General features: G+C 35.5%; 27 protein-coding genes and 3 tRNA genes. 17 read left to right on the top strand and 13 right to left on the bottom strand.

All coding sequences use genetic code 11. The annotated features are described in order from the left end of the window. Nucleotides 1-188: 188 nt before the first annotated feature. Nucleotides 189-2360, bottom strand: a complete 2172-nt coding sequence (locus ACI4WO_RS08820; protein WP_439807193.1) for a DUF5620 domain-containing protein — start codon at nucleotides 2358-2360, stop codon at nucleotides 189-191. A 293-nt stretch (nucleotides 2361-2653) separates the two neighbouring features. On the opposite strand from ACI4WO_RS08820, the gene ACI4WO_RS08825 reads away from it, so the two are divergent. After that, nucleotides 2654-3205: a Maf family protein gene (locus tag ACI4WO_RS08825; RefSeq protein WP_439807194.1), complete on the top strand. Its 552-nt coding sequence runs from the start codon at nucleotides 2654-2656 to the stop codon at nucleotides 3203-3205. Nucleotides 3206-3253: 48 nt separating this feature from the next. Here ACI4WO_RS08825 and ACI4WO_RS08830 read toward each other — a convergent pair whose 3' ends face one another. From ACI4WO_RS08830 to ACI4WO_RS08840, 3 genes are all read right to left on the bottom strand, one after another. Next, nucleotides 3254-3901: a hypothetical protein gene (locus ACI4WO_RS08830; RefSeq protein ID WP_439807195.1), complete on the bottom strand. Its 648-nt coding sequence runs from the start codon at nucleotides 3899-3901 to the stop codon at nucleotides 3254-3256. Nucleotides 3902-3998: 97 nt separating this feature from the next. Continuing rightward, complete coding sequence (locus ACI4WO_RS08835; RefSeq protein WP_439807196.1) at nucleotides 3999-5117, bottom strand: late competence development ComFB family protein; 1119 nt, start codon at nucleotides 5115-5117, stop codon at nucleotides 3999-4001. 44 nt (nucleotides 5118-5161) lie between these two features. Next, entirely contained in the window at nucleotides 5162-5911 is a 750-nt protein-coding gene (locus ACI4WO_RS08840; RefSeq protein ID WP_439807197.1) for a ParA family protein, read from the bottom strand. A gap of 218 nt (nucleotides 5912-6129) precedes the next feature. Between ACI4WO_RS08840 and ACI4WO_RS08845 the strand changes: the two genes are divergently transcribed. The 7 genes from ACI4WO_RS08845 (at nucleotide 6130) to csrA (ending at nucleotide 10933) form a co-directional block, all read left to right on the top strand. Further along, nucleotides 6130-6432: a flagellar biosynthesis anti-sigma factor FlgM gene (locus ACI4WO_RS08845; protein ID WP_439807198.1), complete on the top strand. Its 303-nt coding sequence runs from the start codon at nucleotides 6130-6132 to the stop codon at nucleotides 6430-6432. Between the two features lie 15 nt (nucleotides 6433-6447). Then, nucleotides 6448-6918, top strand: coding sequence for a flagellar export chaperone FlgN (flgN, locus tag ACI4WO_RS08850; protein ID WP_439807199.1), 471 nt, complete (start codon nucleotides 6448-6450; stop codon nucleotides 6916-6918). Between the two features lie 27 nt (nucleotides 6919-6945). After that, nucleotides 6946-8475, top strand: a complete 1530-nt coding sequence (flgK, locus tag ACI4WO_RS08855; RefSeq protein ID WP_439807200.1) for a flagellar hook-associated protein FlgK — start codon at nucleotides 6946-6948, stop codon at nucleotides 8473-8475. 18 nt (nucleotides 8476-8493) lie between these two features. Continuing rightward, nucleotides 8494-9528 carry a flagellin N-terminal helical domain-containing protein gene (locus ACI4WO_RS08860; protein ID WP_439807201.1) on the top strand — a complete coding sequence of 345 codons (1035 nt, stop codon included), beginning with the start codon at nucleotides 8494-8496 and terminating at the stop codon, nucleotides 9526-9528. 71 nt (nucleotides 9529-9599) lie between these two features. Continuing rightward, nucleotides 9600-10193 (top strand): DUF6470 family protein, encoded by a 594-nt coding sequence (locus ACI4WO_RS08865; protein ID WP_439807202.1) that lies wholly within the window; start codon nucleotides 9600-9602, stop codon nucleotides 10191-10193. Between the two features lie 76 nt (nucleotides 10194-10269). Then, entirely contained in the window at nucleotides 10270-10698 is a 429-nt protein-coding gene (gene fliW / locus ACI4WO_RS08870; protein WP_439807203.1) for a flagellar assembly protein FliW, read from the top strand. A 1-nt stretch (nucleotide 10699) separates the two neighbouring features. After that, nucleotides 10700-10933 (top strand): carbon storage regulator CsrA, encoded by a 234-nt coding sequence (csrA, locus tag ACI4WO_RS08875; protein ID WP_439807204.1) that lies wholly within the window; start codon nucleotides 10700-10702, stop codon nucleotides 10931-10933. Nucleotides 10934-10935: 2 nt separating this feature from the next. Here the strand turns inward: csrA and ACI4WO_RS08880 are convergent, their stop codons facing one another. Continuing rightward, entirely contained in the window at nucleotides 10936-11571 is a 636-nt protein-coding gene (locus ACI4WO_RS08880) for a hypothetical protein (RefSeq protein WP_439807205.1), read from the bottom strand. Between the two features lie 92 nt (nucleotides 11572-11663). Between ACI4WO_RS08880 and ACI4WO_RS08885 the strand changes: the two genes are divergently transcribed. The 3 genes from ACI4WO_RS08885 to fliS all read left to right on the top strand — a co-directional run bounded on the left by ACI4WO_RS08885 (nucleotide 11664) and on the right by fliS (nucleotide 14941). Further along, nucleotides 11664-12137, top strand: a complete 474-nt coding sequence (locus tag ACI4WO_RS08885) for a hypothetical protein (protein WP_439807206.1) — start codon at nucleotides 11664-11666, stop codon at nucleotides 12135-12137. 64 nt (nucleotides 12138-12201) lie between these two features. After that, nucleotides 12202-14553, top strand: coding sequence for a flagellar filament capping protein FliD (gene fliD, locus ACI4WO_RS08890; RefSeq protein ID WP_439807207.1), 2352 nt, complete (start codon nucleotides 12202-12204; stop codon nucleotides 14551-14553). 10 nt (nucleotides 14554-14563) lie between these two features. Next, on the top strand, nucleotides 14564-14941 hold the full coding sequence (gene fliS, locus ACI4WO_RS08895; RefSeq protein WP_439807208.1) for a flagellar export chaperone FliS: 378 nt from the start codon (nucleotides 14564-14566) through the stop codon (nucleotides 14939-14941). 52 nt (nucleotides 14942-14993) lie between these two features. Here the strand turns inward: fliS and ACI4WO_RS08900 are convergent, their stop codons facing one another. The 4 genes from ACI4WO_RS08900 to ACI4WO_RS08915 are packed head-to-tail and all read right to left on the bottom strand — an operon-like array spanning nucleotide 14994 to nucleotide 17805. After that, the gene (locus ACI4WO_RS08900) at nucleotides 14994-15539 is read right to left on the bottom strand and encodes a hypothetical protein (protein ID WP_439807209.1); all 546 of its coding nucleotides are present in this window, start codon (nucleotides 15537-15539) and stop codon (nucleotides 14994-14996) included. Between the two features lie 6 nt (nucleotides 15540-15545). Continuing rightward, complete coding sequence (locus tag ACI4WO_RS08905; protein WP_439807210.1) at nucleotides 15546-16106, bottom strand: J domain-containing protein; 561 nt, start codon at nucleotides 16104-16106, stop codon at nucleotides 15546-15548. Nucleotides 16107-16158: 52 nt separating this feature from the next. Further along, nucleotides 16159-16920, bottom strand: coding sequence for a DnaJ domain-containing protein (locus tag ACI4WO_RS08910; RefSeq protein ID WP_439807211.1), 762 nt, complete (start codon nucleotides 16918-16920; stop codon nucleotides 16159-16161). A 15-nt stretch (nucleotides 16921-16935) separates the two neighbouring features. Further along, a complete protein-coding gene (locus ACI4WO_RS08915) occupies nucleotides 16936-17805 on the bottom strand; it encodes a DUF5685 family protein (RefSeq protein WP_439807212.1) in 870 nt (289 codons plus the stop codon). A 187-nt stretch (nucleotides 17806-17992) separates the two neighbouring features. Here ACI4WO_RS08915 and murD point away from each other — a divergent pair, with 187 nt between their 5' ends. From murD to ACI4WO_RS08945, 6 genes are all read left to right on the top strand, one after another. After that, nucleotides 17993-19381: a UDP-N-acetylmuramoyl-L-alanine--D-glutamate ligase gene (gene murD / locus ACI4WO_RS08920; RefSeq protein ID WP_439807213.1), complete on the top strand. Its 1389-nt coding sequence runs from the start codon at nucleotides 17993-17995 to the stop codon at nucleotides 19379-19381. 6 nt (nucleotides 19382-19387) lie between these two features. After that, complete coding sequence (locus ACI4WO_RS08925; protein ID WP_439807214.1) at nucleotides 19388-20410, top strand: M42 family metallopeptidase; 1023 nt, start codon at nucleotides 19388-19390, stop codon at nucleotides 20408-20410. After that, nucleotides 20400-21419 (top strand): M42 family metallopeptidase, encoded by a 1020-nt coding sequence (locus ACI4WO_RS08930; protein WP_439807215.1) that lies wholly within the window; start codon nucleotides 20400-20402, stop codon nucleotides 21417-21419. Before ACI4WO_RS08925 ends, ACI4WO_RS08930 begins: the two co-directional genes overlap by 11 nt. Beyond that, complete coding sequence (locus ACI4WO_RS08935; RefSeq protein WP_439807216.1) at nucleotides 21416-22198, top strand: N-acetyltransferase; 783 nt, start codon at nucleotides 21416-21418, stop codon at nucleotides 22196-22198. Before ACI4WO_RS08930 ends, ACI4WO_RS08935 begins: the two co-directional genes overlap by 4 nt. Continuing rightward, entirely contained in the window at nucleotides 22191-23456 is a 1266-nt protein-coding gene (locus tag ACI4WO_RS08940; RefSeq protein ID WP_439807217.1) for an aminotransferase class I/II-fold pyridoxal phosphate-dependent enzyme, read from the top strand. Before ACI4WO_RS08935 ends, ACI4WO_RS08940 begins: the two co-directional genes overlap by 8 nt. Before the next feature lie 200 nt (nucleotides 23457-23656). Continuing rightward, on the top strand, nucleotides 23657-25558 hold the full coding sequence (locus tag ACI4WO_RS08945) for a protein kinase domain-containing protein (RefSeq protein ID WP_439807218.1): 1902 nt from the start codon (nucleotides 23657-23659) through the stop codon (nucleotides 25556-25558). 189 nt (nucleotides 25559-25747) lie between these two features. Here the strand turns inward: ACI4WO_RS08945 and ACI4WO_RS08950 are convergent. From ACI4WO_RS08950 to ACI4WO_RS08965, 4 genes are all read right to left on the bottom strand, one after another. Further along, nucleotides 25748-25824, bottom strand: a tRNA-His gene (locus ACI4WO_RS08950). Nucleotides 25825-25857: 33 nt separating this feature from the next. Further along, nucleotides 25858-25934 (bottom strand) — tRNA-Arg (locus ACI4WO_RS08955). A 3-nt stretch (nucleotides 25935-25937) separates the two neighbouring features. Beyond that, nucleotides 25938-26011 (bottom strand) — tRNA-Gly (locus ACI4WO_RS08960). A 203-nt stretch (nucleotides 26012-26214) separates the two neighbouring features. Further along, nucleotides 26215-26355: hypothetical protein (locus tag ACI4WO_RS08965; RefSeq protein ID WP_439807219.1), on the bottom strand; the 141-nt coding region annotated here is incomplete at its 5' end.

Here is a 26355-nt window from a genome sequence, read left to right on the forward strand (position 1 = left end):
ATTGTTAATAAAGAAATTCAGTATTATTTCTTTTTGTTTTGTTTTATAATCTGATGGTCTCACTTTAAGCCTCCAAATTAAAATTGATAACCAGTTTCAATTTTAGCATATTAATTATACTTTGTCAAGACAAAAAAATAACCCCGGAGTCAGTTCAAACTCCGGGGAAATGAATATTAATTTTATAATTATTTCTGAGGTCCTAATTCAGACTCTTGGAATACTTCAAGAACAACACTTGTAATATCAGATGAATCTGTCAGGTCAATAAGTCCCTTTCCGTTTTCATCGAAATCATAGTGTGCATTAGCATTTTCACGTGCTGTAGCATTTATAAGAGAATATTCTGTCGGGCTGAGAAGGTATTTATTTAATAATACGACGTCAGCAGCTGAAACATTACCATCAAGGTTTACATCACCGTATTTTACCAAGTTCCAGTCAATTTCACCATCTGGATCGACTGTAGTAACAGTTGTAGTGGTAATTACGGGTGTTGTAGTAGTTACTGATGTAGAAGTTGTAGCAGCAGCTTTAACAATAACTGTAATTACTGTTTCCTGACCTTCAGGAGTTGTAACTGTAATTGTGCCTGCTCCAGCTGCTAAAGCTTCAACATTACCGTTTTCATCAACTGTGAAATATGTACCTCCGGTTGCAGCAGCAGCTTCAAATGTACAGCCAGTAACATTTGTTTTAAGCTGAGCTGTTTCGCCTACTGTAAGATTAAGTTCTGAAGGTGTAACTTCAAGTTCAGCTTCCTTGCTCTGGAATGTATAGAAATCAACTGAGTCAAGTGTAACGCTTGCAATTTCATTGCCTTCAGCGTCACCGCCATACCAGTAACCAAACATTACATTTCCTAAATCAGATATTAGATCCACATCACTTCTGACAACCTCAGGGAGAATCCACATAATTTCATATGATGTTCTGCTTGAGTCGTCAAGTACTGTAATATTATTTGGCTGATACCAACCATCTGTAGCAAGTGCATTTTCGAGATCAACTGAGATGCCTACACCAAACTGCATTTTTTCGAGGTTTGATCCTGAAACTGTAAATTTAATAGCAGAAAGCTTATCTCTTTCTTTGAGACCTAAATCAGCCAGATTTATTTTAATCTGATTTGTTGTGTCTGAACCTGTTGTAAGCTTCTGGTTTGTTTTCTTAGTAATAGTTGTGTTGTAAGGAACAGTCATTGTTCTTGTGTATGTACATGAAGCACCAGTAAGTTTAACTGTTTCAATCTCTGCATATTCTTCAGTATCCTGCTGTCCATACCAGAACTGGAAACCTACTGAATCAGTTGCACCCTTTGTTACATATTCCTGAACACTTGCAGGTACATCCCATACAAGCTTTGCATATGTTCCAACACCTTCAACGGTATAGCCTGTGCCATAGTCATCAATCAGGAAATCGCCGCCATATGTTTCAACGTCTTGTTCACCCTGGTCATTATACCAATAACCGTTCTTTCCTTTAACCTTTTCTGTATCGGCAGGGGAACCAGGTGTTACATTAATACCACCGCCATACATGAATCTCTTCATATCAACTTCAGATTCAACTATGTAATTGAATGACTGGAATGTAACATTTTCAATTTCTTCAATTCCGAATTCTGTGAATTTGAACTTATGAGAATTGATCGGAGAATCATCAGTCAGTACCGGAGCGTCCGGATCAGTATTGATTGGCTGATACATTTCTTCGTCATAACCTGCTGTAAGGAGATAACTAAAAGGTTCAGAAATTTCAGCAGTCAGTGTAGATGTAATGTCAGCGGTTCCGTCACCATTGTCCTTGAATGTGCATGTACCGCTCTTGTTGTTCTTAGTAACAATAGGATCTGATGTGCTTCCTCCACCTGTTGTTCCTGAAGCATCCATTTCCATTGTTGTTAATGTAAATTCTTCATTTGTCTTAGGATACCAGATACCTACATCAACGCCAGTAACGCTTGATTTGTCAATTGTACTTGGAATAGTATATGTAACTGAGAATTTACCATTAGTTGGCGTTACTTTTATTTCACCGTCGGTAACATCTGTCCACCAAGGTGAACTATTAATCGTAAAACCTGAAATGCCGACAGTAACTTCATTTGTAAAATCGGTTTCAAAATTAAATGTGAGTGTTTTGGTCTCAGTTCCAAGAGTAACCGGAACCTGAGTATTTTTCTTTGAATCCGAAGTTGTCAAACCATCTGCAATGAGTGTTTTGTTTACACTGATTGTAGTAGCCGCAGTAACGCTATTAAATGATGTAACAGCCGGAGTAATAAAGGCAGTAGCAATCATTGCAGCACTTATTACAGCTGCTTTGATTCTGCCAGCAAACTTTGTTTTAACCATAAATAATCATCCTTTCAATAATATTTAATTTCACACCTCTTGCTGATATCTTTATTATAACACATTTTTTCAAGAAAATGTGAATAAATTGTGAACAAAATGCATATTTATTAAAATTTGTATTAAAATATTTTTGTTGATTTTTGTGCATTTTATACAAATATTTACAACATTTTAAAATATGAGTAGCAAAACTCATTAATTATGACAAACTATAATCTTAATTACTTAATCTTGCAAATTGGGCATATTTGTGGTAAAATAAGATAAAATAATGTTCAGGAGTGGGAAATATGAAAATTGTTCTGGCGTCATCTTCTCCGAGAAGAAAAGAACTGCTGAAATTGCTGTTTGATGATTTTTCTGTAAAGCCATCCGGTGCAGCGGAAAATATTCCGGATGAAATTAAGGCAGATACTGTTGCAGAATATCTGGCTGTAAAAAAGGCAGAATCCATAATTCGTGAAACTGATGAACTGGTAATCGGATGTGATACCTCTGTTGTAATTGATAATACAATATTAGGCAAGCCTGATAACGAACAGGAATGCAGGAAAATGCTTTCGTTGCTGTCCGGGAAAATTCATCAGGTGTATACAGGTGTGTGCATTATTTATAAAAACAATCGGATTTCATTTACTGAAAAAACCGATGTAGAATTTTATGAACTTACAGGTGATGAAATTGAAAGCTATATCCAAACCGGTGAACCTTTTGACAAGGCAGGAGGATATGGGATTCAGGGAAGGGGAGCTTTGCTGATAAAATCCATTTCCGGTGATTATTTTAATGTTGTAGGTCTGCCGGTTTCACGTCTTAACAGGGAACTGAAGAAAATATTTTAAAAAATGTCCTGCATAATTTTATGCAGGACATTTCATTTTTATAACCGTTTATGCTACTTGTTCATTATCTGATTTTATATCAGTGCATGTCTGATCATTTTCTGTTTCTGAATCATCTTTTTTAAATGAATTTTCCCATTCATCAAACCGTTTCATAACTTCGTCATATGTTTTTCTTGTTATTTCAGGCATGCTGTCAAGATCTTTTCCAAACATTTCCGATGCTCCGTTAAATCCTTTGATAACGGCATCTTTAAGCAGTGAGATTTTTGATGAATCATCTCCGGCAAGTGCCTTTGCCATGTCAAGAATACGACCGGAAACTGAATCAACGGAATATTCTCCGCCGTCTGAAATTGATTTTTCAGCTTCAAGACGCTGTTCTTCAGTTATATGAAGATCCATGCCTCTGAAAGTAAGGTTTACCGTCTGTCCCTGTTTAGCCATCATGCTTCTGATTGTTTCCTGAAAAGCCTGAATACGTTGTTCTTCAGAATTTCTAAGCTGTTCCAGAAGAGATTCCCTGGAATAAATTCCGGTTTTATCTTTTTCTTCATCAGCTGAAGATTTAACATATGTATCCTCTCTTTTAACCTTTTCATCAGATTTTTCTTCAGCGGCTGAAGTTTTGACTGCCTGAGAAACACTGTTAATTGAATTCAGATCAGATATACTGTTTATACCTGCTATACTCATAATGCACCCCTCCATCATATCATATCAAAAGCAAATGCGTTCTTATAAAATATATATCGACTGACAAAAGAAAATATCAATACCTGATACGGATATTTTAATGTATAGGATTTATCATCAGTTTCAGTACAGACTGAATAATTGCTGCTTTAATCTGTGAATCATCAGCATTTTCTATTATGTCATCCATATCATCTGTTTTAACGGCAATATATTTTGTTTCAAGTGAATTGAGAGTAAGAGCCATAACTGTATACCGGCATCCGTTGCAGTGGCAGCAGTGAAATTTATCAAAAATATCATCAAATCTGTCTTTCATAAGTTCCTCATTGATATTAATGACTTCATATTCAGAATAGTCACCGTCTTCATCGTCATCAGCATTCTTTTTTGATGATTTTTTAGTACTCTTTCCGGCAGATTTTTTTGCAGCCTTTAAACGAGTTTTAGACTTTGGCTTTTCTTCTATTTCTTCTTCATCTTCCTCGTCATCATCTTCATCAATTATTTTTTTTGATTTTTTTGACGGAGCTTTTGAACGTGTTTTGGTCTTTGGTTTTTTCTCAATCTCTTCCTCGTCTTCCTCGTCTTCGTCTTCATACTCATCTTCGTCATCATCTTCATCAATTATTTTTTTAGATTTTTTTGACGGAGCTTTTGAACGTGTTTTAGTCTTTGATTTTTTTTCAATCTCTTCTTCGTCTTCCTCGTCTTCATCTTCATACTCATCTTCGTCATCATCTTCATCAATTATTTTTTTAGATTTTTTTGACGGAGCTTTTGAACGTGTTTTAGTCTTTGATTTTTTTTCAATCTCTTCTTCGTCTTCCTCGTCTTCATCTTCATACTCATCTTCGTCATCATCTTCATCAATTATTTTTTTGGATCTTTTTGACGGAGCTTTTGAACGTGTTTTAGCTTTTGGCTTTTCCTCAATTTCTTCATCATCGTCTTCGTCATCATCTTTTAGCTTTGCAGATGTTCTGGAAGCTGCTTTGGTACGTTTTTTAGGCTTTAATTCCTCCTCATCATCATCTTCATCTGCAATTCTGGATTTGGTTCGGGTCTTTGATGCTGTTTTAGCTCCTGCCGCTTTTTTTCTGGGTGTCGGTTTTACTTCATCATCATCGTCATCATCATTAGATTTATTAAGTGACGGCATTATTTTATTAAACATTACTTCTTTATCAATTTCCTGTTTTGTTTTTCTTGCCATTTATTTACACCTCATTATCAATCATCATCATCGGAATTGATTTTTTAAATAATTTCAGTTGAAATTTTATCATAATCCTTTACTCCGGAACATTTCGGACAGTAAGAATAAATGTCTGTTTGCAGAGAATGAGCTTCAGCAAGTTTCGGAGAATTTCTGACATTTGTATTAAAAATAGGAATATCAAGATTATCTGAAATCATCTGAGCCGTTCCAAGAGCTTCTTTATGAAGCTTTGAACGCTTATTGTACTTATTTATAAGTATGCCCATAATTGAAAGCTCCGGATTGGAAGCTTTTTGAACATACTCTATTGTTTCGTATACCTGGACAAGTCCCTGAAGACTGAAAATATCAGGCAGCATAGGTATTATCACATAATCACTTGCAGACAATGCATTAATTGTTAAAAATCCAAGTCCGGGCGGCGAGTCGATAAAAATGTAATCATACTTGTCATCTACAACGCTTAAGATATTTTTTAATATGAATTCTCTGTTTTTACCGGTAAATTCCAGTTCTGCTCCTGTCAGAAGAATATTGGACGGGATAATATCTGTCATAGATGTATGCTGAATGCAGGAGGTTACCCGTACTCTTCCGGTAATTGCGTCGTATACAGTCGGAGAATCGTTGCTGTCAGCACCTGTACTGAAAGAGAGGTTTCCCTGAGGATCCATATCAACGCAGAGCACACGGTTTCCAAGTTTGTTAAAAGATGCAGCAAGAGCGTTTACAGTTGTTGTTTTACCCACTCCGCCTTTTTGTGTTATAATAGAAAAGACAATGCTCAAAATGTCACCTCCGGCATAACGACATAAGATTGCATAATTATTCATAATAAATTTAATAATTACATTATATCAGAAAATCAACTGATTTTCAACAGTAAAATGAATTTTCTTTAAAAAATAATTTAAAAACCTTTGCGGGGACTATTTAATTTTATGAAAAACAACCGAATAAATATATTAGAGTAGTGTGATGATATTATATTGAAAGGGGCGGTTTTATGAATATTAATACCAATATTTACAAACAGTATGTAAAATCAGGAAATTCCTGCAGCCGTTTGAAATATAACTATTCCAGCGGAGAAAAAGTTTCATCATCTTCAAAAACTGATTCGTTTTCTTTAAGCTCAGAGGCCTCTATGTTCAGAGAATGCGGAAAGACTATAAAAAATGCAGTGGCAGAAATAACCTCTCCTGCTTCTGATGACAGAATAGCCTCACTTAAAAGCCGCATTGAAAATGGAAATTATTTTGTATCATCCGGTCAGATAGCAGATGCGATTCTTGACAGACTGGTTTAATGGGAGAACACTAAAATGGAAAATTTTAATGAATTTTATGATTTTATGAATTCATATACAGTGTTTCTTGAGGAAACCGCTGAAAAAGAAAAAGAAAAACTCAGCGCATTGCTTTCGGATGATCTTAAAAGAATTGAACATTGCCTTAATGAACATCAGTCTACTATTAAGAGAACTGAAAAGTTTGAACAGGAGCGTGAAGAGCTTCAGAACAGACTGGGTATCGGCGGACTGACTTTTAAAGAGATTATTGCAGCTCATGAAGATCCTGAGGAAAAAAGCATGCTGGAAAAGCTTTATACAAGATTTAAAGTTGCTGTGGACAATGTGAAGCATGCTAATAAAACTTCTTTACAGGTAGCACAGATGAATCTGAAAATCTTGGAAGAGATAATGCCGTCCGGTGTGACGGATGCAAAGTGCTATGATACCAAGGGAGTTTCTTCCAGCAGAAAAAATATAGGAATTCTTAACACAAAAATTTAATTGTTTTTATAATAGGAGGTAAATGGATTGAGACCGACATTTTTAGGCTTTGAAGCCGCAAAGACCGGGGTTTTTGCAAGCCAGAAAGCACTGGATATTGTAGGACATAATCTATCAAATATCAATACTGAAGGGTATACACGTCAGAGAGTAGATCAGGTATCTCAGTCTGTTGCAGGTTATAATAACAGACTTAAACCGGATCTTGCATCACTTTCCGGCATGGGAACATATGTCGAAGGTGTATCACAGCTCCGTGATGAAAGACTTGACAATGCATACCGTAATGAATATGTAAATGCAGGATTTTATAGTCAGCAGTCAACAATGCTGACAGATATTGAATCTATTATGCAGGAACTGGAAGTCGGAACGGATGGAAACGGATACGGACTGAGCTATGCTGTAAAAAGTCTTTATACTGCTCTGGAGGACTTTTCATATAATGCAGATTCTGAAACTGATGCCAATGTATTTGCCAATGCAGTATCTAATGTCACACAGACATTGAATCGTCTTTCTGAAAATCTTACAAAATCTGCAAATCAGTATAAAGAAGAACTTCAGATAAAGGCTGATGAAGTAAATACAATGCTTTCAGATATTGCAGATCTTAATGCAAGCATCAGACGTTCGATTGCTTCAAATAATTATACCGATCAGTATGGCCCTAATGAACTTAAAGATCAGAGAAACCTTCTCCTTGATAAGCTGTCATATTATGGAGCACTCAGGGTAGAAGAACAGAATGACGGTACAATTACTGTGGAAATGAATGGTCATAAATGCGTCTGGGATACAGAATATGATACAATTAATTATCAGGAAAACAATAATAATACAGTTCAGCTTAACTGGAAAAGCGATGGAAGCAATGCAGCAAAGGATAATGGTGCATTTAAGGCAACAGTCGATATTTTAAACGGAAGAGGAATAGGCGTCACAAGCTCTACTGAATCTACTGTTAACGGATATCTTTACTATCAGGATAAACTTGATGCTTTTGCTGACAGACTTACAGCAGTTTTAAACAACAGTTTTCCGGAAACTTATGATGAAAACGGGAATGTGCTTACATATAAAAAGCTTGTGGGCGAAACTGTTGAAACTGAAGACGGATATGAGGTTTATCCTGATATGTTGGTTTCAGCTAAAAATATCAGTATCACAAAAGCATTATCTGATGATTCATCTTATCTTCTTAATGAGGATCGAAGTACCAATAATACACATCTTCTGGAACTTATAAACAAGCTTTCTAGTGATGATCAGACATTTACGTCTGCAAGCGATAAATTTGTTGGTACTTTTCAGGAGTTTGTTGCTGATTATACCGGTACTCTCGGAAGTGACAACAGCTATGCTGAAGGAAGATATCAGGCTTCAATGACTATGATAAATGAAATTCAGGACAACAGAGATTCTATTTCCGGCGTAAGCGAAAGTGAAGAAACTGTAAATATGATGACATATAACCGTTCATTTCAGGCTGCTGCAAGAATGATGACAGTTATGGATGATCTTCTGGATGTCATAATTAATAAAATGGCTGTTTAATATGACGGAGGTATTATAATGAGAATAACTAATAATTATATGACAAGAAATTATCTTAATAATCTTAATAATTCTTTGTCATTATATAATGAATCAGCAAATAAACTTACAACCGGTCGTAAAATCAGTAAAATGTCAGATGACGTTTCTGCTGGTACAAGAGCATTAAGCGTCAGAACTCAGTCATATAAAAATGAACAGATTCAGGATAATGTTAAAAAAGCAGGCGAAAGTCTTGATGTTGCTGAGGGTAATTTAACATCAATTAAAGATATTCTTCAGTCCGTAAACGAACAGACTATGACTGCACTGAATGGTACAAATATTTCTGCATCAAATATTTTTTCTATTAATTTTACAGCATTGAAAAATCAGGTTATTGAATTTGCTAATTGCAGATACAATAATTCATATGTACTTGGCGGAACAAATAATACATCAGCACCGTTTACTGTTGAAAATGGTGATTTGATGTACAATGGAGTCAGGGTCAATGATATTGAAAAGACAGAGGGAAAGTTTTATTCTGATGGCACTGAGGTTCCTTTCAGTGAAAGCACATATATAGATATTGGCATAGGAATGTCTGTAAAAAATGGTGTAGTTGATCCAAGAAGTGCATTTAATATGTCAGTTTCCGGTCTTGACTGTCTTGGATATGGAACATCTGAAATCACATATGAGGATATTGATGGCAATGAACATACAATGACAGTGCCAAATAATGCTTATGATATACTTGATGAAATGTCAAAATGTCTTGATGAAAAAGATTATGATAAGCTTGGAGCCCTTAATGATCATTTAAAGGAAACCCTCAATGGTCTTATTGATGAAATTGCAGATATAGGTGTCAGAACAAATTATCTGGATGTACATTATGAAAGACTGGAAGAAGAAGAATATGTACTGACTGAAATTCAGAATAATCTTGAATATATTAAAGATACTGATGAACTTATAAATAATAAGAATCTTGAATATTCATGGCTTCTGACATTGCAGTACGGAGGAAAAATTCTTCCTCAGTCTCTTATGGATTATGTTCAGTAAATTATTAATGTAAAAGGATGAATTATTTATACATCAATTAAACGAATTGTTAATATGGAGAGGTGTTTGTTATGCAATTGATCAAAATTACATCTGTTCCGCTTAAGTATACTATAAGTACGGAAAATGCCCGTTTGACAGTTCCGCAGATTGAACCGGCTGAAATGAATCAGAAAACTACTCCGCTTAAAATTAATATTGATACTGAGCCGGTTAAAATGAGAATGGATTCGTCTGAATGCTTAAAAAGTATGGGGATGAAGAGCGTAGCTGATTATGCGAAAGAAGCTCCTGCCAAGACTCAGCAAACCACAAATGAAGTTACTGCTGAATATGTTCAGATGGGGAATAAAATGACGCAGCCGGGAATGACTATTGCTGAAGTGATGCGTGAAAAGTCTTTAAGCAACACGACAATAGAAACTGTTATCGGCAGTATTCCAAGCGTTAAAATCGATATGTCATGGGAACCTGCAAGTGCTAAATTTGATGTCAGAAGAAGCAAATCAGAAACTGACTGGAAAACAGCAGCGCAGGAAATGGAATTTATCCCCAGCAGTATACGGCTGGAAATTGAACAGTATGCTGATGTAATAATCGAATATATAGGTGGACATAATTATGTTCCGCCAAGTTCGAATCCAGATTATGAGGAAAATGAATAAAAATACGACTGTTCAAATATTATCTTAATTTGAACAGTCTTTTTGCTAAAGGCAAGTATTTTGAAATGAGGTTAAAATGAAGGTTCTTACAAGAGATTTCGGAGAAGTTGAAGTTAATAATGAAGATATAATTAAATTTGAAAGTAAAATATTCGGATTTGATGAGTATAGCGATTTTATAATATTATATGATGACGATTTTAATGGTGAGTATGCATGGCTGCAGTCTGTAGAAGAACCTGGACTTTGTTTTATAATAGCCAATTCAGCGTTGATTCCGGACTATAAACCTGTATTTGAAACTGAGGCTGAAAAAGTTCTGGGGAAGGGACAATTTGAATATTGGCTTATGATGGTCGTGTCTGAGAATATTCAGGACAGTACGGTTAATCTTAAAAGTCCTATAATAATAAATCTTTGCAATAATAAAGCTATGCAATTAATTTTAGAGGATGAATATCCTGTAAAATATTATTTATTTAAATCCGGAAAGGAGAAAAAATAAAATGCTTATTTTATCCAGAAAATCCGGAGAATCACTTCTGATAAATGAAGAAATAGAAATCAAAATCATAGAAGTAAGCGGAGATAAAGTGAAAATCGGAATAGAAGCGCCTAAAAATGTTAAGATTCTGAGAAAAGAATTAAGTCAGACAATGGAAAGCAATAAGGCTTCTGCGGCAGCAATGAATCCGAAAAAGCTGTTTGACATGCTTAATGACATGAAAAAAGATGATTGAAATTAGTGAAGATATTTAATTAGTTCAAGACTTCCGAGTTTTATGAAATCAGCAAGCTCAGTCTGCTCTTTTTCTTTCAGTCTGGTAATACGGTAGATGTATTTTGTGGATTTTCCAAACATAAGACCGTTCTGAGCCAGCTGTAAATTAATATCGGATTCCTTGGAAAATACAGGACTGCCAATTCTTATTTTGAGCATATCCTCATATTCGCACATTATTCGTGACGAACGAATAACCATCTGCTTGAGGGATGTGGAGATTACAGTACAGTCGTCCCATTTATGTATAACCTTATTTTTAGAAAAAATTCCGTTTTTTACAATTGGTTTATAAATTTTAGCACGAATAAATGTGGGAATTTCAAGTACATTTTCTGCACCGGGAATCAGCGTACACTTAATTTCTACCAGTCTTAAAAGGTTTTTTGATGAAAGAAAAACTTTTCCGGTTATAATATGAGTTGACGCAATTCCTTCAAGACATATTATTTTTGCTTCAACATTAATTTTTAAAAGAGGAACAAATTGTGAAGTGAATTCTGCAAATTTTTCTTTTAAAGATACGGAAACCTGACCATATTCGGTAATATTGTCGTCCATTGATTTTAAAATGGCTTTGCAGTTAGATGGAAACATACAGAATTGACTCCTTATTTAAATTATTTTTAAAAACTATTTCTAATTATATCATATTTTTTATAAAAATGCAATTTGCAGAAAGAGATTTTATGGAAAAAGTTGAAAAAATTATAGAAAATCAAAAAAAAATTAACTCATTTATGGAAAAATATGAGGATTATACTAGAAAACTGCTGGGATGCAGTATAGATGATATAACAAAATATATTAACGCCAGAGAAGAACTGATATCTAAAATAGATATTTCCAATAAAGAAATTCTCAGCTTATGCGAAGAAAATTCTTTTGAATATATGGCGTATAAAAATTTGTGCGGAAGAGGTGAGCTGCCTGATACATATACTGAAATATTTGATTTAAGACAGAATTTTAACAGTATTCTGGCAAGAGTAAAATCTATGGAACCTGAAATAATTGAACGTATAACTATTGAAAGAGAAAAGGTTTTAAAAAAAATAAAGGAAAATAATTCCGGACAAAATGCAAAAGCTGCTAAATTTTTCAATGCGGGTATTTCATCTGGACAAAATATGTTTTTTCCGGAAAATAAAAAGCAAATTTGACTTTATTTTTTTGAGTTTATGCCGATATATATTATAGCAGAAGTAAAAACGGGGAGGTATTACTATGAATGTTAGTTCAAGCAGTACAAGTACATATACTAATGCAGCTTACAGCAGCAATGGTGTATCTGGTATGGTATCCGGACTTGATACTGAAAGTCTGGTTGAAAGCATGCTTTCAAATATTCAGACAAAAATAGATAAGCAAAATCAGGAAAAGCAAAGACTGGAATGGAAGCAGGAAATTTACAGGGATGTTATAAAGGAAATAAACAGTTTTCAGTCAAAATATTTTAATCTGACTTCATCCTCTTGTATAAGACTGGAATCATTTTATAATACTATGAAGACAACCTCTTCATCAAGTGCGGTAAGTGTTACATCAGGAAGTAATGCTGTTGACGGTGATTTTCAGATGCAGGTTGCAAGACTTGCAACAAAATCGACCGTTACATCCTCAAAGGTGGGAACAGGCGATATTTCAACAGTTTCTTCCAAGGCTGACAGCTTTGAATATTCAAGAACTGTTAATATTAAAATCGGTGACGGAAATGAAGTATCTGTTGATCTGAAGGATGTTACTGATGATGAAATATGTTCAAGAATAAATAATGCAGTTGGCAGTGAATTTGCTAAGGCAGTTAAGGAAACAGTTACTACATATTCTGATGCAGACGGAAATGCTTTGACGTTCAATGCTGATGAAAATAAATATTATAGTGCTGATGGTTCAGAATATACCGGTGCAGTTACTACTGAAAGCAAAGAGGTTCTTAAGGAAATTACTTTTTCTTCAAGTGAAAGCTTTGAAATTTCCGGAACTTCTGCCGGACTTGGCATTCTCGGATTTAATGGAACTGCAAAATCATCCGCAGCCAAAGATGACGATGGCAATGAAATTGACGGAAGCTTTGAATTGAAATCGACAGCTGCTAATTCTAATTTTTCAAAGGTTGGAAATGTAAATGGTTCTGTTGACATCACTCTTGACGGTGTAACAAAATCCTTTGAAATAAAGGAAAATGAATCAATGGCTGATTTGCAAAAGAAAGTTCAGAGTGCATTTGGTTCAACCGTAAAATTTACTAATGATGGCAATGGATGGAATATATCTGTTGAAGGAACAGGCAGACAGCTTAAAGTATCTGCTGGTGCAGATACTATGGAAGCAATTGGTTTTGGAAAAGATACTACAGTTGTTTCTAATCAGCTTGTAAGAACTGATTCAATCGGTAAGCTTGGTATAGGAGATGCTTCTGATACATATACAAAATATTCATTTTCTATTAATGGAGTGGAGATTGAATATACTGCTGCTGATTCCGTTTCCACAATAATGAATAAAATTAATACCAGCGATGCAGGTGTTAATCTTACTTATGATGAATTAAGTGATAAATTTAAGTTTACATCAGCTTCTACTGGTACAGGATATGATATAAATCTTACCGGTGATGATGAGGGATTATTTTCAAAGCTTGGTTTCAGTATTGATGCTTCAGGATCACTTGATCAGTCAACTGTTACTGCCGGACAGAATGCTGTTGTCAACATTAATGGCGTAACTGTTGAACGTGCAAATAATGACTTTACATATAATGGACTTACAATTTCACTTAAATCTACTACCGGAAACTATGAACTTAACGCAGACGGAAGTTTTGCAGAAAACAGTGACGGAACAATTAAATCTGCTGCTGGTTCAACAGAATCAAAGGTAGAAGTTTCAACATCCAGAGATGTTGATAAGATCGTTGATAATCTGAAATCCTTTGTTGAGGATTATAACAAGCTGATTGAAAAATTAAATGGTTATACTCATGAAAAGGCTTCCTATAAATCATACGCTCCGCTTACTGATGCGCAGAAAAAGGAAATGACTGAAAAGGAAATTGAACTTTGGGAAGAAAAAGCAAAAGAAGGTCTTTTAAGAAATGACAATGATATTTCAGACTTTTTAAGCAGTATGCGTTCAGCAATGTATACGAATTCCGGTTCAAAGTATGTGCTTTCTAATATAGGAATCAATTCAAGTTCTGAATGGTCAGACTATGGAAAACTTTCCATTGATGAAGATAAGCTTAAGAGCATGTTGCAAACTGATCCTAATGGAGTTAAGGATTTATTCGTAGGGGATAACGGACTTGCAACCAGACTTAATAAAATTTGTGATAAAACTGCAAGCACAAGTTCTGGTAGTCCTGGTACACTGGTCACAATAGCTGGTGTAGAAGGAAAGGGTTCCGAAAATAGTAATACAATAAAAAATCAACTGGATTCAATTGCTAATAAATTGACAAGTCTTAAGAAAATTTACGAAACAAGAAAAGAACGTTATTGGAATCAATTTAATGCAATGGAATCTGCATTATCTAAATTGAATTCACAGAGTGATTATTTTTCTTCAATGATGTAGGAGGTAGAATATGCTGGCAGAAAATCCATATCAGCAATACCAGAAACAATCTATAATGACTATGACTCAGGGAGAGCTGGTCGTTCAGCTGTTCCGTGGATGTTCTAAGAAACTCAATTACGCTGTTTATCATATTGAAAATGGTGAAACAGAAAAGGCAGATCAGGATTTGTATGGGGCACAGCGTATCGTTAATTATCTGAATGCATCTCTTGATAATCAATATGATATTTCTGCAAATCTTCATGCTTTGTATGATTATTTTATAAGAATGATTATCAAAGGTAAAATCAGAATGGATGCGGAAATAATTAAGGAAATTATTCCTATGATTGACCGTTTGGGAGATTCATTTCAGGAAGCTGAAAAGATAGTTCATAAAAAATAATAAAAAATTTATCGCCTGAATTAATTAATTCAGGCGATTTTTGTATAATATCTTATTTCTTTTTACTTCCGAATATTTTAGGTTTCAGATATTTTATGTACATATCAATACATCCGCTGAGTGCATAATCATAAACCACAAAAATAAAATTTGATAAAATCCACAAAATGTATATTCCATACTTTCCCAATGATGCAAAATCATCAGCATAATCTTCAATACCAAGTAGTCTGAGTGTAAGCTGATAATATAACACAATACAAATATTAAATATTACTATTTTAACAGAAAATTTTAAGGGTTTGAAATGAATCTTTTCTATTTTGTGTTTTATAATAGGGTAGTGACCAAAAAATAAAATAAAAATCAATGCAGATTCTTTGTCATATGTCACAAATATGGAAAGAAGACTTACTGCCGCATAAGTAAGAAATGCCCACGATGTATTAACTTCAACAACCATAATGGAAATGAGCGCTCCTGCAATCATAGGAAGGGTAAGGTAAAGGAATGGCGCAACTCCCGCCATAAACATAGCAAGCAGGCACAAAGATGAAATTACCCCTCCCAGAGCAACTTTATAACTTATATTATTCATGGCATTTTAACAACAGTCACAAAGACAATCAGTGCATATTAAACATTGGCATAAACTACATAAGGTATCTGTAGTGTTAGGATTTTTGCCGGTATTATACGGATTGCCCTGCATCTGTCCATTTCTTTTATTTTGCATCTGCGAAAATGCTGACTGATATTCTCTGTTTGAAGGATCAATTCTTACTGCTTTTTCAAAGTAAGAATATGCATCGTTAAGCCATCCTCTTGAAAGGCACACAGTACCTTTAAGAAAATTCCATTCTGCACTATTGTCATTTCTGTTCTGGTCTAAAGCATTATCAGCGGCAGTGTAATTTCCGTGTTCAATCATACTTCTGATATCAATATATGAAGACTGAGCATGCTGATTTCCGCTTCTTCTCATATTCATAATTTCATCGTAAGCGGCGTTTATTTCAGCCATTTTCTCGTTGGCTATTTCTTCCATAATACTGTCAGAGTGATGGTCTGGATGATACTGCATTGACAGCTTGCGGTATGCCGCTTTTATTTCCTCATCGCTTGCCTGAGAAGATACTCCTAAAACTTTATATGGATCATTCATATTTTTCTCCCTGATTTTTAAAAATTATCGTTTTTTGGAATTATTGTATATTTTAGCACATGTTTTCAAATAAATCAACAAGTAAAGGTAATGAAACAAGAGTGCCATATGCACATGATGCCAGCCCCATAAATGCCATACCGGCAACAATAGGCGCAACGGGAATTCTGGAGGAACGATCAAGCTTCATTTGGTTTATTTTAACCATTTCCTGTCTGTATTCCTGATTATTTGGTGCAAGAGCAGAAGCTCGTTCAAAATGGACAGCTGCCTGATTCATCCATCCACGTCCAAAGCACATTTTTCCATAAAGAAAATGCCATGTTGCTGTATCTTTATAATTAATACTGTTTAATAAATTTTCAGCTTCAGTATATCTGCCTAAATCAATAAATTGTTTTATAGAGCCGAACACATCATTGTTTTCATAATTATCAGAATTTTGACTGGAAGAGTAAGAATCAGAACTATAATCAGACGTTTGAGAATAAGCTGTCTTCTGAATCACTTCAGCTTTGTCCGGATTATTGGGACTATCAACAGTGTTCTGAGCTGATGAAGAAGCAGCTGTATAATATGGATTAACAGTATTTGATGAAACCTGTCCCATTACTGTACTGTTACTTTTCAGTTGATTGATGATCTGATTATAAGCAGTTTTGAGTTCATTTATTTTATACTCTGAAATATCATCTGTAATATTATCACCATTTTTTTCACTTTTATATTCTTCCATAAGGCGATAATAAGCGGCATCAATTTCCGTTTTTGAAGCGTCAGATGATATTTTTAAAATATCATAAGGATTATTCATTTTTATCTCCATTTCCTATATGTATGTTGTTTTTGATAATGATTTTTTGAAATCCTTTTTATTTATCAGCTTATAATTCGGGAGCCCCAGATATACTACATTATCAAGTATTTCTTTAAACTTAGGAATCCTCATTTTACTGTAAAATTCAGAAACCATATTCAAAGACATGTTAATATTTTCCTCTGCAAATTTTTTAGCACTTTTAATTTCCTTAAAATTCAGATAAAGAGGATTATAATTTTTCTTTTTTATATCCTTTTCAAGATCGCTATATGCATCTGCAATATAAACATATCTGCCCAAATGATATCCGAATCCGGAAAGATTTTTCTTTTCTTCAACATCATCTGAAATTCCCTGTGCAATTACTGACATTATTTGTGCGGTAGGTTCACAGGCCTGATCAATCGAAGAACAGTTTTCCTTTTCAAGCTTAGACTGTTCTGACATATAGTATTCTATTTTTTCACACATTTCCGGATATGCAGACTTAGCTTTTTTATATCCGGGTTTTGCGAACATACGAATGATTCTGAAAAAAATCGACTCAAAGAAATTGCCGTCTGCAATAGTATCACAGATTTTGTGATATACTGAAATTACTTCTGCTGCAGCAGTGTAATCCAGGTCGGAAATACAGCAAAGGCACGGTTTTTTTGAACACGGATGAGCAATACAGTGCTGCATTTCAATTTTATTTTCGTTATTGTTCATCCCACTGTAAAGCAATCCCAGAAAAGAGAAGTCATAGCTTAGCATAAGTCTGTAAATCTGACCATAATTTTTTCCGAGATTTTTGCATAATCCGCAGTAAAATGCATTGTATATCTGAAATTCATAGAATCTCATATACGGTTTAAAGGGGCGGATGTATCCAAACAAATAAATTCCCCCTCATACTTATTCAATATTTATTTTAACAGGAATTAAGTATATTGTCAATAGAAATGTTCTGAGTTAATCGTTTTTATTACATTAAAATTGAAAAAACAGTTGCTATTTTCTTTAAAAATGTATATAATAGAAAAGAATGTAAAAATTATTAGTTTATGATTGGAGATCAGATAAAATGAATAAAATCCAGTGTTTTTTTGAGGAAATGAAGAATAAGAAGGTGGCGTTTATCGGTGTAGGGGTATCAAACACTGATTTGATAAAACTTTTTTTGAAAAAAGGCATTCATGTTACAGTATGTGATAAAAAAGATGCTGAAAAAATGGGTGCGGTTTACAGTGATCTGAAGCAGCTTGGAGCTGATTTTCGTCTTGGCGACAGTTATCTTGATGCTCTGGAGGATTTTGACGTTGTTTTCAGAGCACCGGGAATGTATTTTAACAACCCTGTTCTGACAAAGGCAAGAAAAAGGGGAGTTTGCATAACATCGGAAATGGAAGTATTTTTTGATCTTTGCCCATGCAAAATTTATGCGGTGACAGGCTCGGACGGTAAAACTACTACTACCACAATTATTGCAGGTCTTCTTGAAAAATCCGGAAAAAAGGTATATAAAGGCGGAAATATAGGCAAAGCTCTTCTTCCTTTGATAGAGGAAATAAACGAGAATGATGCGGCAGTTGTTGAACTTTCAAGCTTTCAGCTTATTTCAATGAGAAAATCACCTGATACTGCAGTAATAACAAATATTGCTCCTAATCATCTGGATGTACACGGAACAATGGAAGAATATATTGACAGCAAGAAAAATCTGATTATTCACCAGAATGCTTTCAGCCGTACAGTACTCAATATGGATAACGAAACCACAAATAATCTGGAAGGACTTGTAAGAGGACATCTTATGAAATTTTCAATAAAAGCTGTTCCGGAATGTGGTGCATTTCTTGATAATGACGGTTATCTTTGTTTCAATAATTACGGAAATATTGAAAAAATAATCCATAAGGATTCTATAAGAATCCCTGGAATTCATAATGTTGAAAACTACCTTGCTGCAATCAGTGCCGTATGGGGAGAGGTTTCAAAAGAAAATATCAAAGAAATGGCTGAAAATTTCGGCGGAGTTGAACATAGAATAGAATTTGTACGTGAACTCAATGGCGTAAAGTGGTATAATGACAGCATTGCTACAAGCCCTACGAGAGTGCTTGCAGGACTTAATTCATTTACTCAGAAACTTATTGTAATTGCCGGAGGATATGATAAGAAAATTCCTTTTGAACCTATGGCGGATACTGTAAATCAAAAGGTGAAAAAGCTGATTCTTATGGGAGTTACTGCGGATAAAATTCAAAAAGCTGTAACAGAATCAAAGCTTTATGATCCTGAAAAGCTTGAAATTTTCCGTGTTTCCAGTATGGAAGAAGCTGTAAAAAAAGCATATGAAATTGCGTCAGAGGGTGATATTGTAACCCTTTCACCAGCGTGTGCAAGCTTTGATCTTTATCCTAATTTTGAAGCAAGAGGAATTCATTATAAGAATCTTGTAAAGGAGCTTTAAAAATTCATGGATCTTAAAAATATAATTTTTGAGCTGACTTCTACATGGGGTATTTCGGGAGAAGAAAATAATGTGGCTCAGACAGCACTGAAATACCTGAAAAATTATACTAACGACTGTTATATAAAAAATGGAAATGTTATAGGTAATTTTGGTCAGAGAACAGAAAAAAGACCCCATATACTGATTGATGCGCATATTGACCAGATAGGACTTGTTGTAACAGGTATATGTGAAAGCGGATTTATACATTTTTCGAATATAGGAGGAATTGACAGAAGACTTCTTCCCGCACAGCAGGTATGCATATACGGGCGAAAAGAAATACCGGGAATTATATGTTCTGTTCCTCCTCATCTTTCATCAGGTGAAAATAAAGTTTTGAAAATTGATGAATTTTATATTGATACCGGATATGACTTTGATACATTGAAAAGTATAGTTTCACCGGGTGATAAAATTTCTTTCAGTGAAAAACCAAAAGCACTGCTTAATAATCGTATAACTGGTATGGCTCTTGATGACAGAAGCGGAATTGCAGCAATACTTTACGCATTAGAGCTGCTTGAAGGAACAAAGTATGGATGCAGCTTTTCCGTTTTATTTTCCACACAGGAGGAGCTGGGCGAACGGGGAGCTTCAATTGCAGCGTATGATATAAATCCGGATATTGCTCTGGCAGTTGATGTAAGCTTTGCTTACTGTACAGGAGAAAAAGAGTATGAATGCGGAAAATTTGGCAAAGGCCCGATGATTGGAGTATCGCCGTCTCTATCCCGTGAAATTACTGACAGACTGACAGAATTATGCATCAGCGAAAAGATACCGTATCAGACAGAAGTAATGAGTGGTCTTACTTCAACAAATGCTGACAGATTCAGTGTTAACCGCTGCGGATGCAAGGCATGTACTATATCTGTTCCGCTGAGGTATATGCATACTCCTGTGGAAATTATTCAGCTTGAGGATGTTGAAAATACTGGCAGACTTATTGCCGCATATATAAGGAGTTTTACTGATGTTCAATAATCTTAAGGAATTATGTCTTTTAAATGGTACTTCAGGTAATGAAAAAGATGTCAGGGAATATATTATAAATCAGATAAAGGATTATGCGGAGTATCACGTTGACGCTCTGGGAAATGTGACAGCATTTAAAAAAGGGAAAAAAACACCGGAAAATAAAATTATGATTGATGCACATATGGATGAAGTAGCTTTAATTGTTACTTCTGTCCAGAGCGACGGAACGCTGACTGTTGAGGCAGTAGGTGGAATTGAACCTTCTGTTGTGATCGGGAGACATGTGACAGTTGGCAGTCAAGCTCTTCCCGGAGTTGTGGGTTCACTTGCAGTACACAGGCTTTCAAAAAATCAGAGAGAAAAGACGCCTGAAATGAGCAGTCTTTATGTGGATTTTGGTGCAAAGGATGCAGAGGACGCTGAAAAATATGTCAGTCCCGGAAATATTGTTTATTTCAGTTCAGAGTATATTGAATTCGGAAATGATATGATAAAATCAAAGGCAATTGATGACAGGTTTGGCTGTGCTTTGCTTATTGAGCTTATAAAATCAGAGCTTGAATATGATGCATACTTTACTTTTACCGTTCAGGAAGAAATTGGATTAAGGGGTGCGAAAACTGCGGCATTTGCTGTCAATCCTGACATTGCAATAGCAGTTGAAGCTACTACCGCAGCAGATATAGAAGGCGTATCCGGCAGCAAAAAGGTTTGCAGTCTGGGGGATGGTGCAGTGGTTTCATATATGGACAGAAGCACTATGTATGATAAAGAGCTTTACAACTGTGCATTTGAAATAGCAAAGGAAAAAAATATCAGATGTCAGACAAAAAGTCTTATTGCCGGCGGAAATAACAGCGGGGCAATTCATATAGCAGGAAATGGTGTGAGGACTATTGCAGTTTCTGCTCCGTGCAGATATCTCCATTCTCCATCATGTGTGGTAAATAAAAATGATCTGATATCCTGTCTTGAAATAGTAAAAGAACTTATGAAAAAGGCGGCTGTTTTATGATTAGACAGATAATGGATAAATCTTCTGTCAACTGTGAAAAGCTGAAAAGCACCTGCTGCGGAAAAAGAATTTTAAGTAATCTTGAAGCGTATGGCACAGGTTATGATTTTTGCAGGTTTTATCTTTCGGGAAATGATTCTGTTTTGCTTTTTATGAATGATACTCTTCTTATAAGCGGCAGTGAATTTGACGGTGATGAACTGTCAGGATTTGCAGGTATGCACAGACCTTTCAGAATAGAGGGAAATCAGAAAGCACTGGAAATACTGTCCGGTATGGACGGGTATCACAAGCTTCACAGAAACTTATTTAAGCTTGTTGGGGATGTAAATACAGATATTGATGAAAATGACATAGAATTCAATCCAAGCCTTGATGAAGTTTATGAGATATTATCTGAGGGATTTCCAAACCTGCTTGATTATCCGCTGTGGCTTGCGGATACTTCTCACAGAATACGTCATGGAATAAGCAGGGTTTTTGTATATAAAAAAAGTACTACGGCATCTGTTGTTTATGATATCGACGGTTCTGTTCTTGTGGGACAGGTTGCAACCAGAATTTCCGCAAGGGGCAGCGGATATGCCCGCAGATTTTTGAAGTGGCTTGCTATGTATCTTGAAAAACAAAATAAAACAGCTTTTTTAAATGCCCTTGATACCAGAGAAAGCTTTTATCGTGAAATAGGATTTGAAGCCTATGAAAGCGAGTATGTTCTTGAGAGAACAGATGATAAGAATGAAAGTGCAGTGAAAGGAAAATTAAATACTAATGACTGATAATTTCTTTAATTTTGATAAAAAAATTCTGGAGCTTGCTGACAAAGCAGAGGAAATGTGTGATTTTTCCGGAATTGAAAAAAAACGTGATTATAATGCCGCAAAGGTTTTGTCTTCGTTTATTCATAATAAAGTGAGTGAACAATGCTTTTACGGAAGCTCAGGCTATGGATATGGTGATATCGGAAGGGAAGTTCTTGATAAAGTTTATGCTGAAGCTTTCGGAGCGGAAGACGCTCTGGTAAGACATAATTTCGTTTCAGGAACTCATGCTTTGTCAACCGCATTATGGGGAGTTTTAAGAAGCGGTGACAGACTGCTTTCAGTTACAGGTACACCTTACGATACATTGGAAGAAGTAATCGGAATAAGTGGAAAGCCCGGAAACGGTTCACTTATTGATTATGGTATTATCTATGATCAGGTAGATTTAACTGATGAAGGAAAACCTGATCTTGAAAAAATCTTTGAAAAGTCAAAGGGAGCTAAAACCGCATACATACAGCGCTCCAGAGGATATTCCCTGAGACCGGCACTGAGTATTGAGGATATTGCAGAAATATGTGATGCAGCAAAAAAAGCAAATCCTGATATAATTGTAATGGTAGATAACTGCTATGGAGAATTTGTTGATACTAAAGAACCTACTGATGTGGGAGCAGATCTTATTATAGGTTCTCTGATAAAGAATCCAGGAGGCGGAATTGCCAGAACAGGCGGCTATATCGCCGGACGCAGTGACCTGGTAGAACAGTGTTCATACAGACTTACATGCGTCGGCATGGGCAAGGAAGTAGGCTGTACGCTTTCTCAGAACCGTGAAATGTTTCTGGGATTTTTTATGGCTCCTGAAATTGTTTCAAATGCACTTAAAACCGCTGATTTTGCAGCTAATGTTTTTTCACTTCTGGGCTTTGAAAGTTACCCTCTTAAAGGAGAAAAAAGAAGCGATATAATAACCGCTGTAAAATTTGGGAACCCGGAACTTTTGAAGGCATTCTGCCGAGGAATTCAGAAAGGTTCACCTGTTGATTCGTTTGTAACTCCGGAACCATGGGATATGCCGGGATATGAAAGTCAGGTTATTATGGCTGCCGGAGCCTTTACAATGGGCGCATCAATTGAGCTTTCCGCTGACGCTCCTATAAGAGAGCCTTATGCAGTATGGATGCAGGGAGGAATAACATACAGCAGCGGAAAAACAGGAATCCTTCTTGCTGTTCAGGAAATGGCTGACAATGGGTTGATAAAATTATAATTACAATCTTTTACAAAAAAATATTTTTTATGTTTATAAACGATTAAAAAAGATTACAGAATTAATACAATTCAGTAATTACTTTCTGATTCATGAGCTAAAATATTGACAACTATCCGGATAACTGTTAAAATAATTTAAGGTACTATAAAAGATAATAAAAATAATAATATAAATTAATTTTACTACGGAGGCTTTAAATGGCTGAAAATAAATTGTGTATGGGATGTATGGAAAATAAAGGTGCTGCAAAAGTATGCCCATATTGCGGATATGTTGAAAATACACCGTATCTGCCGTCATATATTGCTCCTGGGACGATGCTTCATGATAGATATCTTGTAGGACAGATGCTCAGTGCTAACGGACAGGGTGCGTCATATATTGCTTATGACACTGCTGTAAGCTGTAAGGTTCTGCTTAATGAATATATGCCTGACGGTTTGTGTATGAGAGTTAAGGGTAAGCCTACCATCAGCGTCAGCTATAATAATCTGGCACAGTACAAGGCACTGATGGCTGAGTATACTGAACTTAATAAATCACTTGCAAAAATGAGAAGTTTAAGCAGTCATCTTACACCGACGCTTGATTTATTTGCAGAAAACAATACTACATATGCTGTATATGAATATATTGAAGGCGTCAGACTGGTTGATTATCTTAAGGAAAATGCCGGGGAACTGAGCTGGAGCGAGGTTTCTGCAATGTTTCCGCCTCTTTTTACAACTTTAAGTCTGGTACATAATGCAGGTGTTCTTCACAGAGGAATCAGTCCGGAAACAATATTTGTTACTGATAAGGGAGAGCTTAAGCTTACAGATTTTTGCATTTCTGGTGTCAGAACTATCAATACTGAACTGAAAACTGAAATATTCCCGGGGTATGCTGCTCCGGAACAGTATTCTGCTGCCAGCCGTCAGGGAACATGGACTGATGTTTATGGAATATGTGCGGTTTTATACAGGATACTTACCGGTTCAAAGCCTGATCCGGCAAATATAAGATTGGAAAATGACAATTTATACACTCCTCAGGAGCTTAATCCGAATATTCCAAAGCATGTTTCTGATGTCATTATGGAAGGTATGAACCTTTCCGGAGATGACAGAATTACTACTATTACAGAGCTTGTGACAAGATTATTCGATCAGCCGACATCTGGAATAGGTCAGACGCAGACATTGACTATTTCCCGCAATGGTATTGTTGAAAACGATCCGGCATATGTCAATAATCAGTATGATGATTATGATGATGGTTATTATGACGATGAATATGATGATTATGATGACTATGATGATGACGGTGAATTAGAAGGCGGAGACGATGAAAATGTTTCAACCTTTGATAAAATCAAAATTCCTGTAATAATAGGTGCTTTGCTTCTGGCAATCATTCTTGTTATTGTAGTTATACTATTCCGGCTGTTTGCCGGAGGAGAAGATTCCAATATTCGTGAAACCAGCAGCGTTGCAGACAGCAGTTCAATAACAGATAATATTGTGGAAATGACAGAAGAAGAAACTACTCAGCCTCCAACAGAAGCCGAAAATCAGATGCCGAGTCTTGTAGGAAGAAATTATGATGAATTCAAGGATCAGATTGAGGAAAAATATGATATAACTCTTGAACCTGAATATGAATATAATTCTGATTATGATAAAAATATAATTTTCTGGCAGGAACTTAAAATTGGTGAGCGAGTTGAAAAGGGAATGACCGTTAAAGTTAAGGTTAGCAAGGGCAGTAAGAAGGCAGTTGTTCCTGAATATGAAAACTGGAAGCTTGAGGATTATATCGCTATGTTAGATGAGCTTGGTATTGATTATACAGAGGTTTCCGAAATCAACTTTGATATTGAAAATGGCTATGTAACACGTGTTTCACCAGAACCGGGCAAGGAAATTGATTTGCAGTCTGATGATATATTGACTGTATATTATGCAGATAATCCGGAAGAAACAACTGCAGAGCCAACTGAACCGCCTACAGAGGCTCCTACAGAAGCACCGCCTGTTGAGGAAGCACCAGCAGAAACTGAAGCACCTGCTGAGGAAGTACCAGCAGCAGAAACTGAAGCACCAGTTGATGTTGATTAAACTGAATATTAATATAAAAGCCATGATATTATATATAAATAATATCATGGCTGATTTTATAAAAACATTATTCAGTAATCAGTAGTTATATAATATAATTAAATTAATTTAGAAAGTTTTTGATATAAGATTTGGGAAATAAAAAAGCTCGTATATATACGAGCTTAACTGACTATTTATAGTCTATTATGGGGTGGGAGATGGGGGTCGAACCCACGACCTTCGGGACCACAATCCGACGCTCTAACCAACTGAGCTACACCCACCATATAAAATCGCTCCAAAAGGAGCGTCTAAAGTGGTGCGCCTTATTGGACTCGAACCAATGGCTTACTGCTTAGAAGGCAGTTACTCTATCCAGCTGAGTTAAAGGCGCATTTGGAGCAGGTGATGGGAATCGAACCCACGTAGCCAGCTTGGAAGGCTGGAATTCTACCATTGAACTACACCTGCATTTGTTTTTTATTAAGTGTTGTTTGTCTCAATCAACGATATATATTATATCACAGCTTTCATGATATGTCAACAACTTTTTTGAATTTTTTTTGAAATTGTAAAATATGACATTTTGTATTGTGATTTTGCTTACTCATTTGTTACATTTCGACAAATATTAAAAAGAGTGTACGGCTTTTACCGTACACTCAATATGATAATTAATATGCTTTTCCCCAGTAAACCATATATTTTGCAGGTTTTCCGCAGCAGACGCAGGTATCGGAAATGTGTTCCTGTTCAAAAGGAATACATCTGGAGCCAACACCTGTTTTTTCCTTTACCATGTCTTCACATGCTTC

Source organism: Porcipelethomonas sp., assembly GCF_051893655.1.
Lineage (GTDB): Bacteria > Bacillota > Clostridia > Oscillospirales > Ruminococcaceae > Porcipelethomonas.

Bases quoted from the DNA above. Each gene is read 5' to 3' on its own strand.
- ACI4WO_RS08925 (WP_439807214.1), top strand. From the start codon at position 19,388: ATGGATCTTAAAAATATAATTTTTGAGCTGACTTCTACATGGGGTATT.
- csrA (WP_439807204.1), top strand. From the start codon at position 10,700: ATGCTTATTTTATCCAGAAAATCCGGAGAATCACTTCTGATAAATGAA.
- fliS (WP_439807208.1), top strand. From the start codon at position 14,564: ATGCTGGCAGAAAATCCATATCAGCAATACCAGAAACAATCTATAATG.
- ACI4WO_RS08830 (WP_439807195.1), bottom strand. From the start codon at position 3,901: ATGAGTATAGCAGGTATAAACAGTATATCTGATCTGAATTCAATTAAC.
- ACI4WO_RS08900 (WP_439807209.1), bottom strand. From the start codon at position 15,539: ATGAATAATATAAGTTATAAAGTTGCTCTGGGAGGGGTAATTTCATCT.
- ACI4WO_RS08940 (WP_439807217.1), top strand. From the start codon at position 22,191: ATGACTGATAATTTCTTTAATTTTGATAAAAAAATTCTGGAGCTTGCT.
- ACI4WO_RS08905 (WP_439807210.1), bottom strand. From the start codon at position 16,106: ATGAATGATCCATATAAAGTTTTAGGAGTATCTTCTCAGGCAAGCGAT.
- ACI4WO_RS08910 (WP_439807211.1), bottom strand. From the start codon at position 16,920: ATGAATAATCCTTATGATATTTTAAAAATATCATCTGACGCTTCAAAA.
- ACI4WO_RS08825 (WP_439807194.1), top strand. From the start codon at position 2,654: ATGAAAATTGTTCTGGCGTCATCTTCTCCGAGAAGAAAAGAACTGCTG.
- fliD (WP_439807207.1), top strand. From the start codon at position 12,202: ATGAATGTTAGTTCAAGCAGTACAAGTACATATACTAATGCAGCTTAC.
- ACI4WO_RS08880 (WP_439807205.1), bottom strand. From the start codon at position 11,571: ATGTTTCCATCTAACTGCAAAGCCATTTTAAAATCAATGGACGACAAT.
- fliW (WP_439807203.1), top strand. From the start codon at position 10,270: ATGAAGGTTCTTACAAGAGATTTCGGAGAAGTTGAAGTTAATAATGAA.
- ACI4WO_RS08930 (WP_439807215.1), top strand. From the start codon at position 20,400: ATGTTCAATAATCTTAAGGAATTATGTCTTTTAAATGGTACTTCAGGT.
- ACI4WO_RS08820 (WP_439807193.1), bottom strand. From the start codon at position 2,360: ATGGTTAAAACAAAGTTTGCTGGCAGAATCAAAGCAGCTGTAATAAGT.
- ACI4WO_RS08845 (WP_439807198.1), top strand. From the start codon at position 6,130: ATGAATATTAATACCAATATTTACAAACAGTATGTAAAATCAGGAAAT.
- murD (WP_439807213.1), top strand. From the start codon at position 17,993: ATGAATAAAATCCAGTGTTTTTTTGAGGAAATGAAGAATAAGAAGGTG.
- ACI4WO_RS08865 (WP_439807202.1), top strand. From the start codon at position 9,600: ATGCAATTGATCAAAATTACATCTGTTCCGCTTAAGTATACTATAAGT.
- flgN (WP_439807199.1), top strand. From the start codon at position 6,448: ATGGAAAATTTTAATGAATTTTATGATTTTATGAATTCATATACAGTG.
- ACI4WO_RS08935 (WP_439807216.1), top strand. From the start codon at position 21,416: ATGATTAGACAGATAATGGATAAATCTTCTGTCAACTGTGAAAAGCTG.
- ACI4WO_RS08860 (WP_439807201.1), top strand. From the start codon at position 8,494: ATGAGAATAACTAATAATTATATGACAAGAAATTATCTTAATAATCTT.
- ACI4WO_RS08945 (WP_439807218.1), top strand. From the start codon at position 23,657: ATGGCTGAAAATAAATTGTGTATGGGATGTATGGAAAATAAAGGTGCT.
- ACI4WO_RS08885 (WP_439807206.1), top strand. From the start codon at position 11,664: ATGGAAAAAGTTGAAAAAATTATAGAAAATCAAAAAAAAATTAACTCA.
- ACI4WO_RS08835 (WP_439807196.1), bottom strand. From the start codon at position 5,117: ATGGCAAGAAAAACAAAACAGGAAATTGATAAAGAAGTAATGTTTAAT.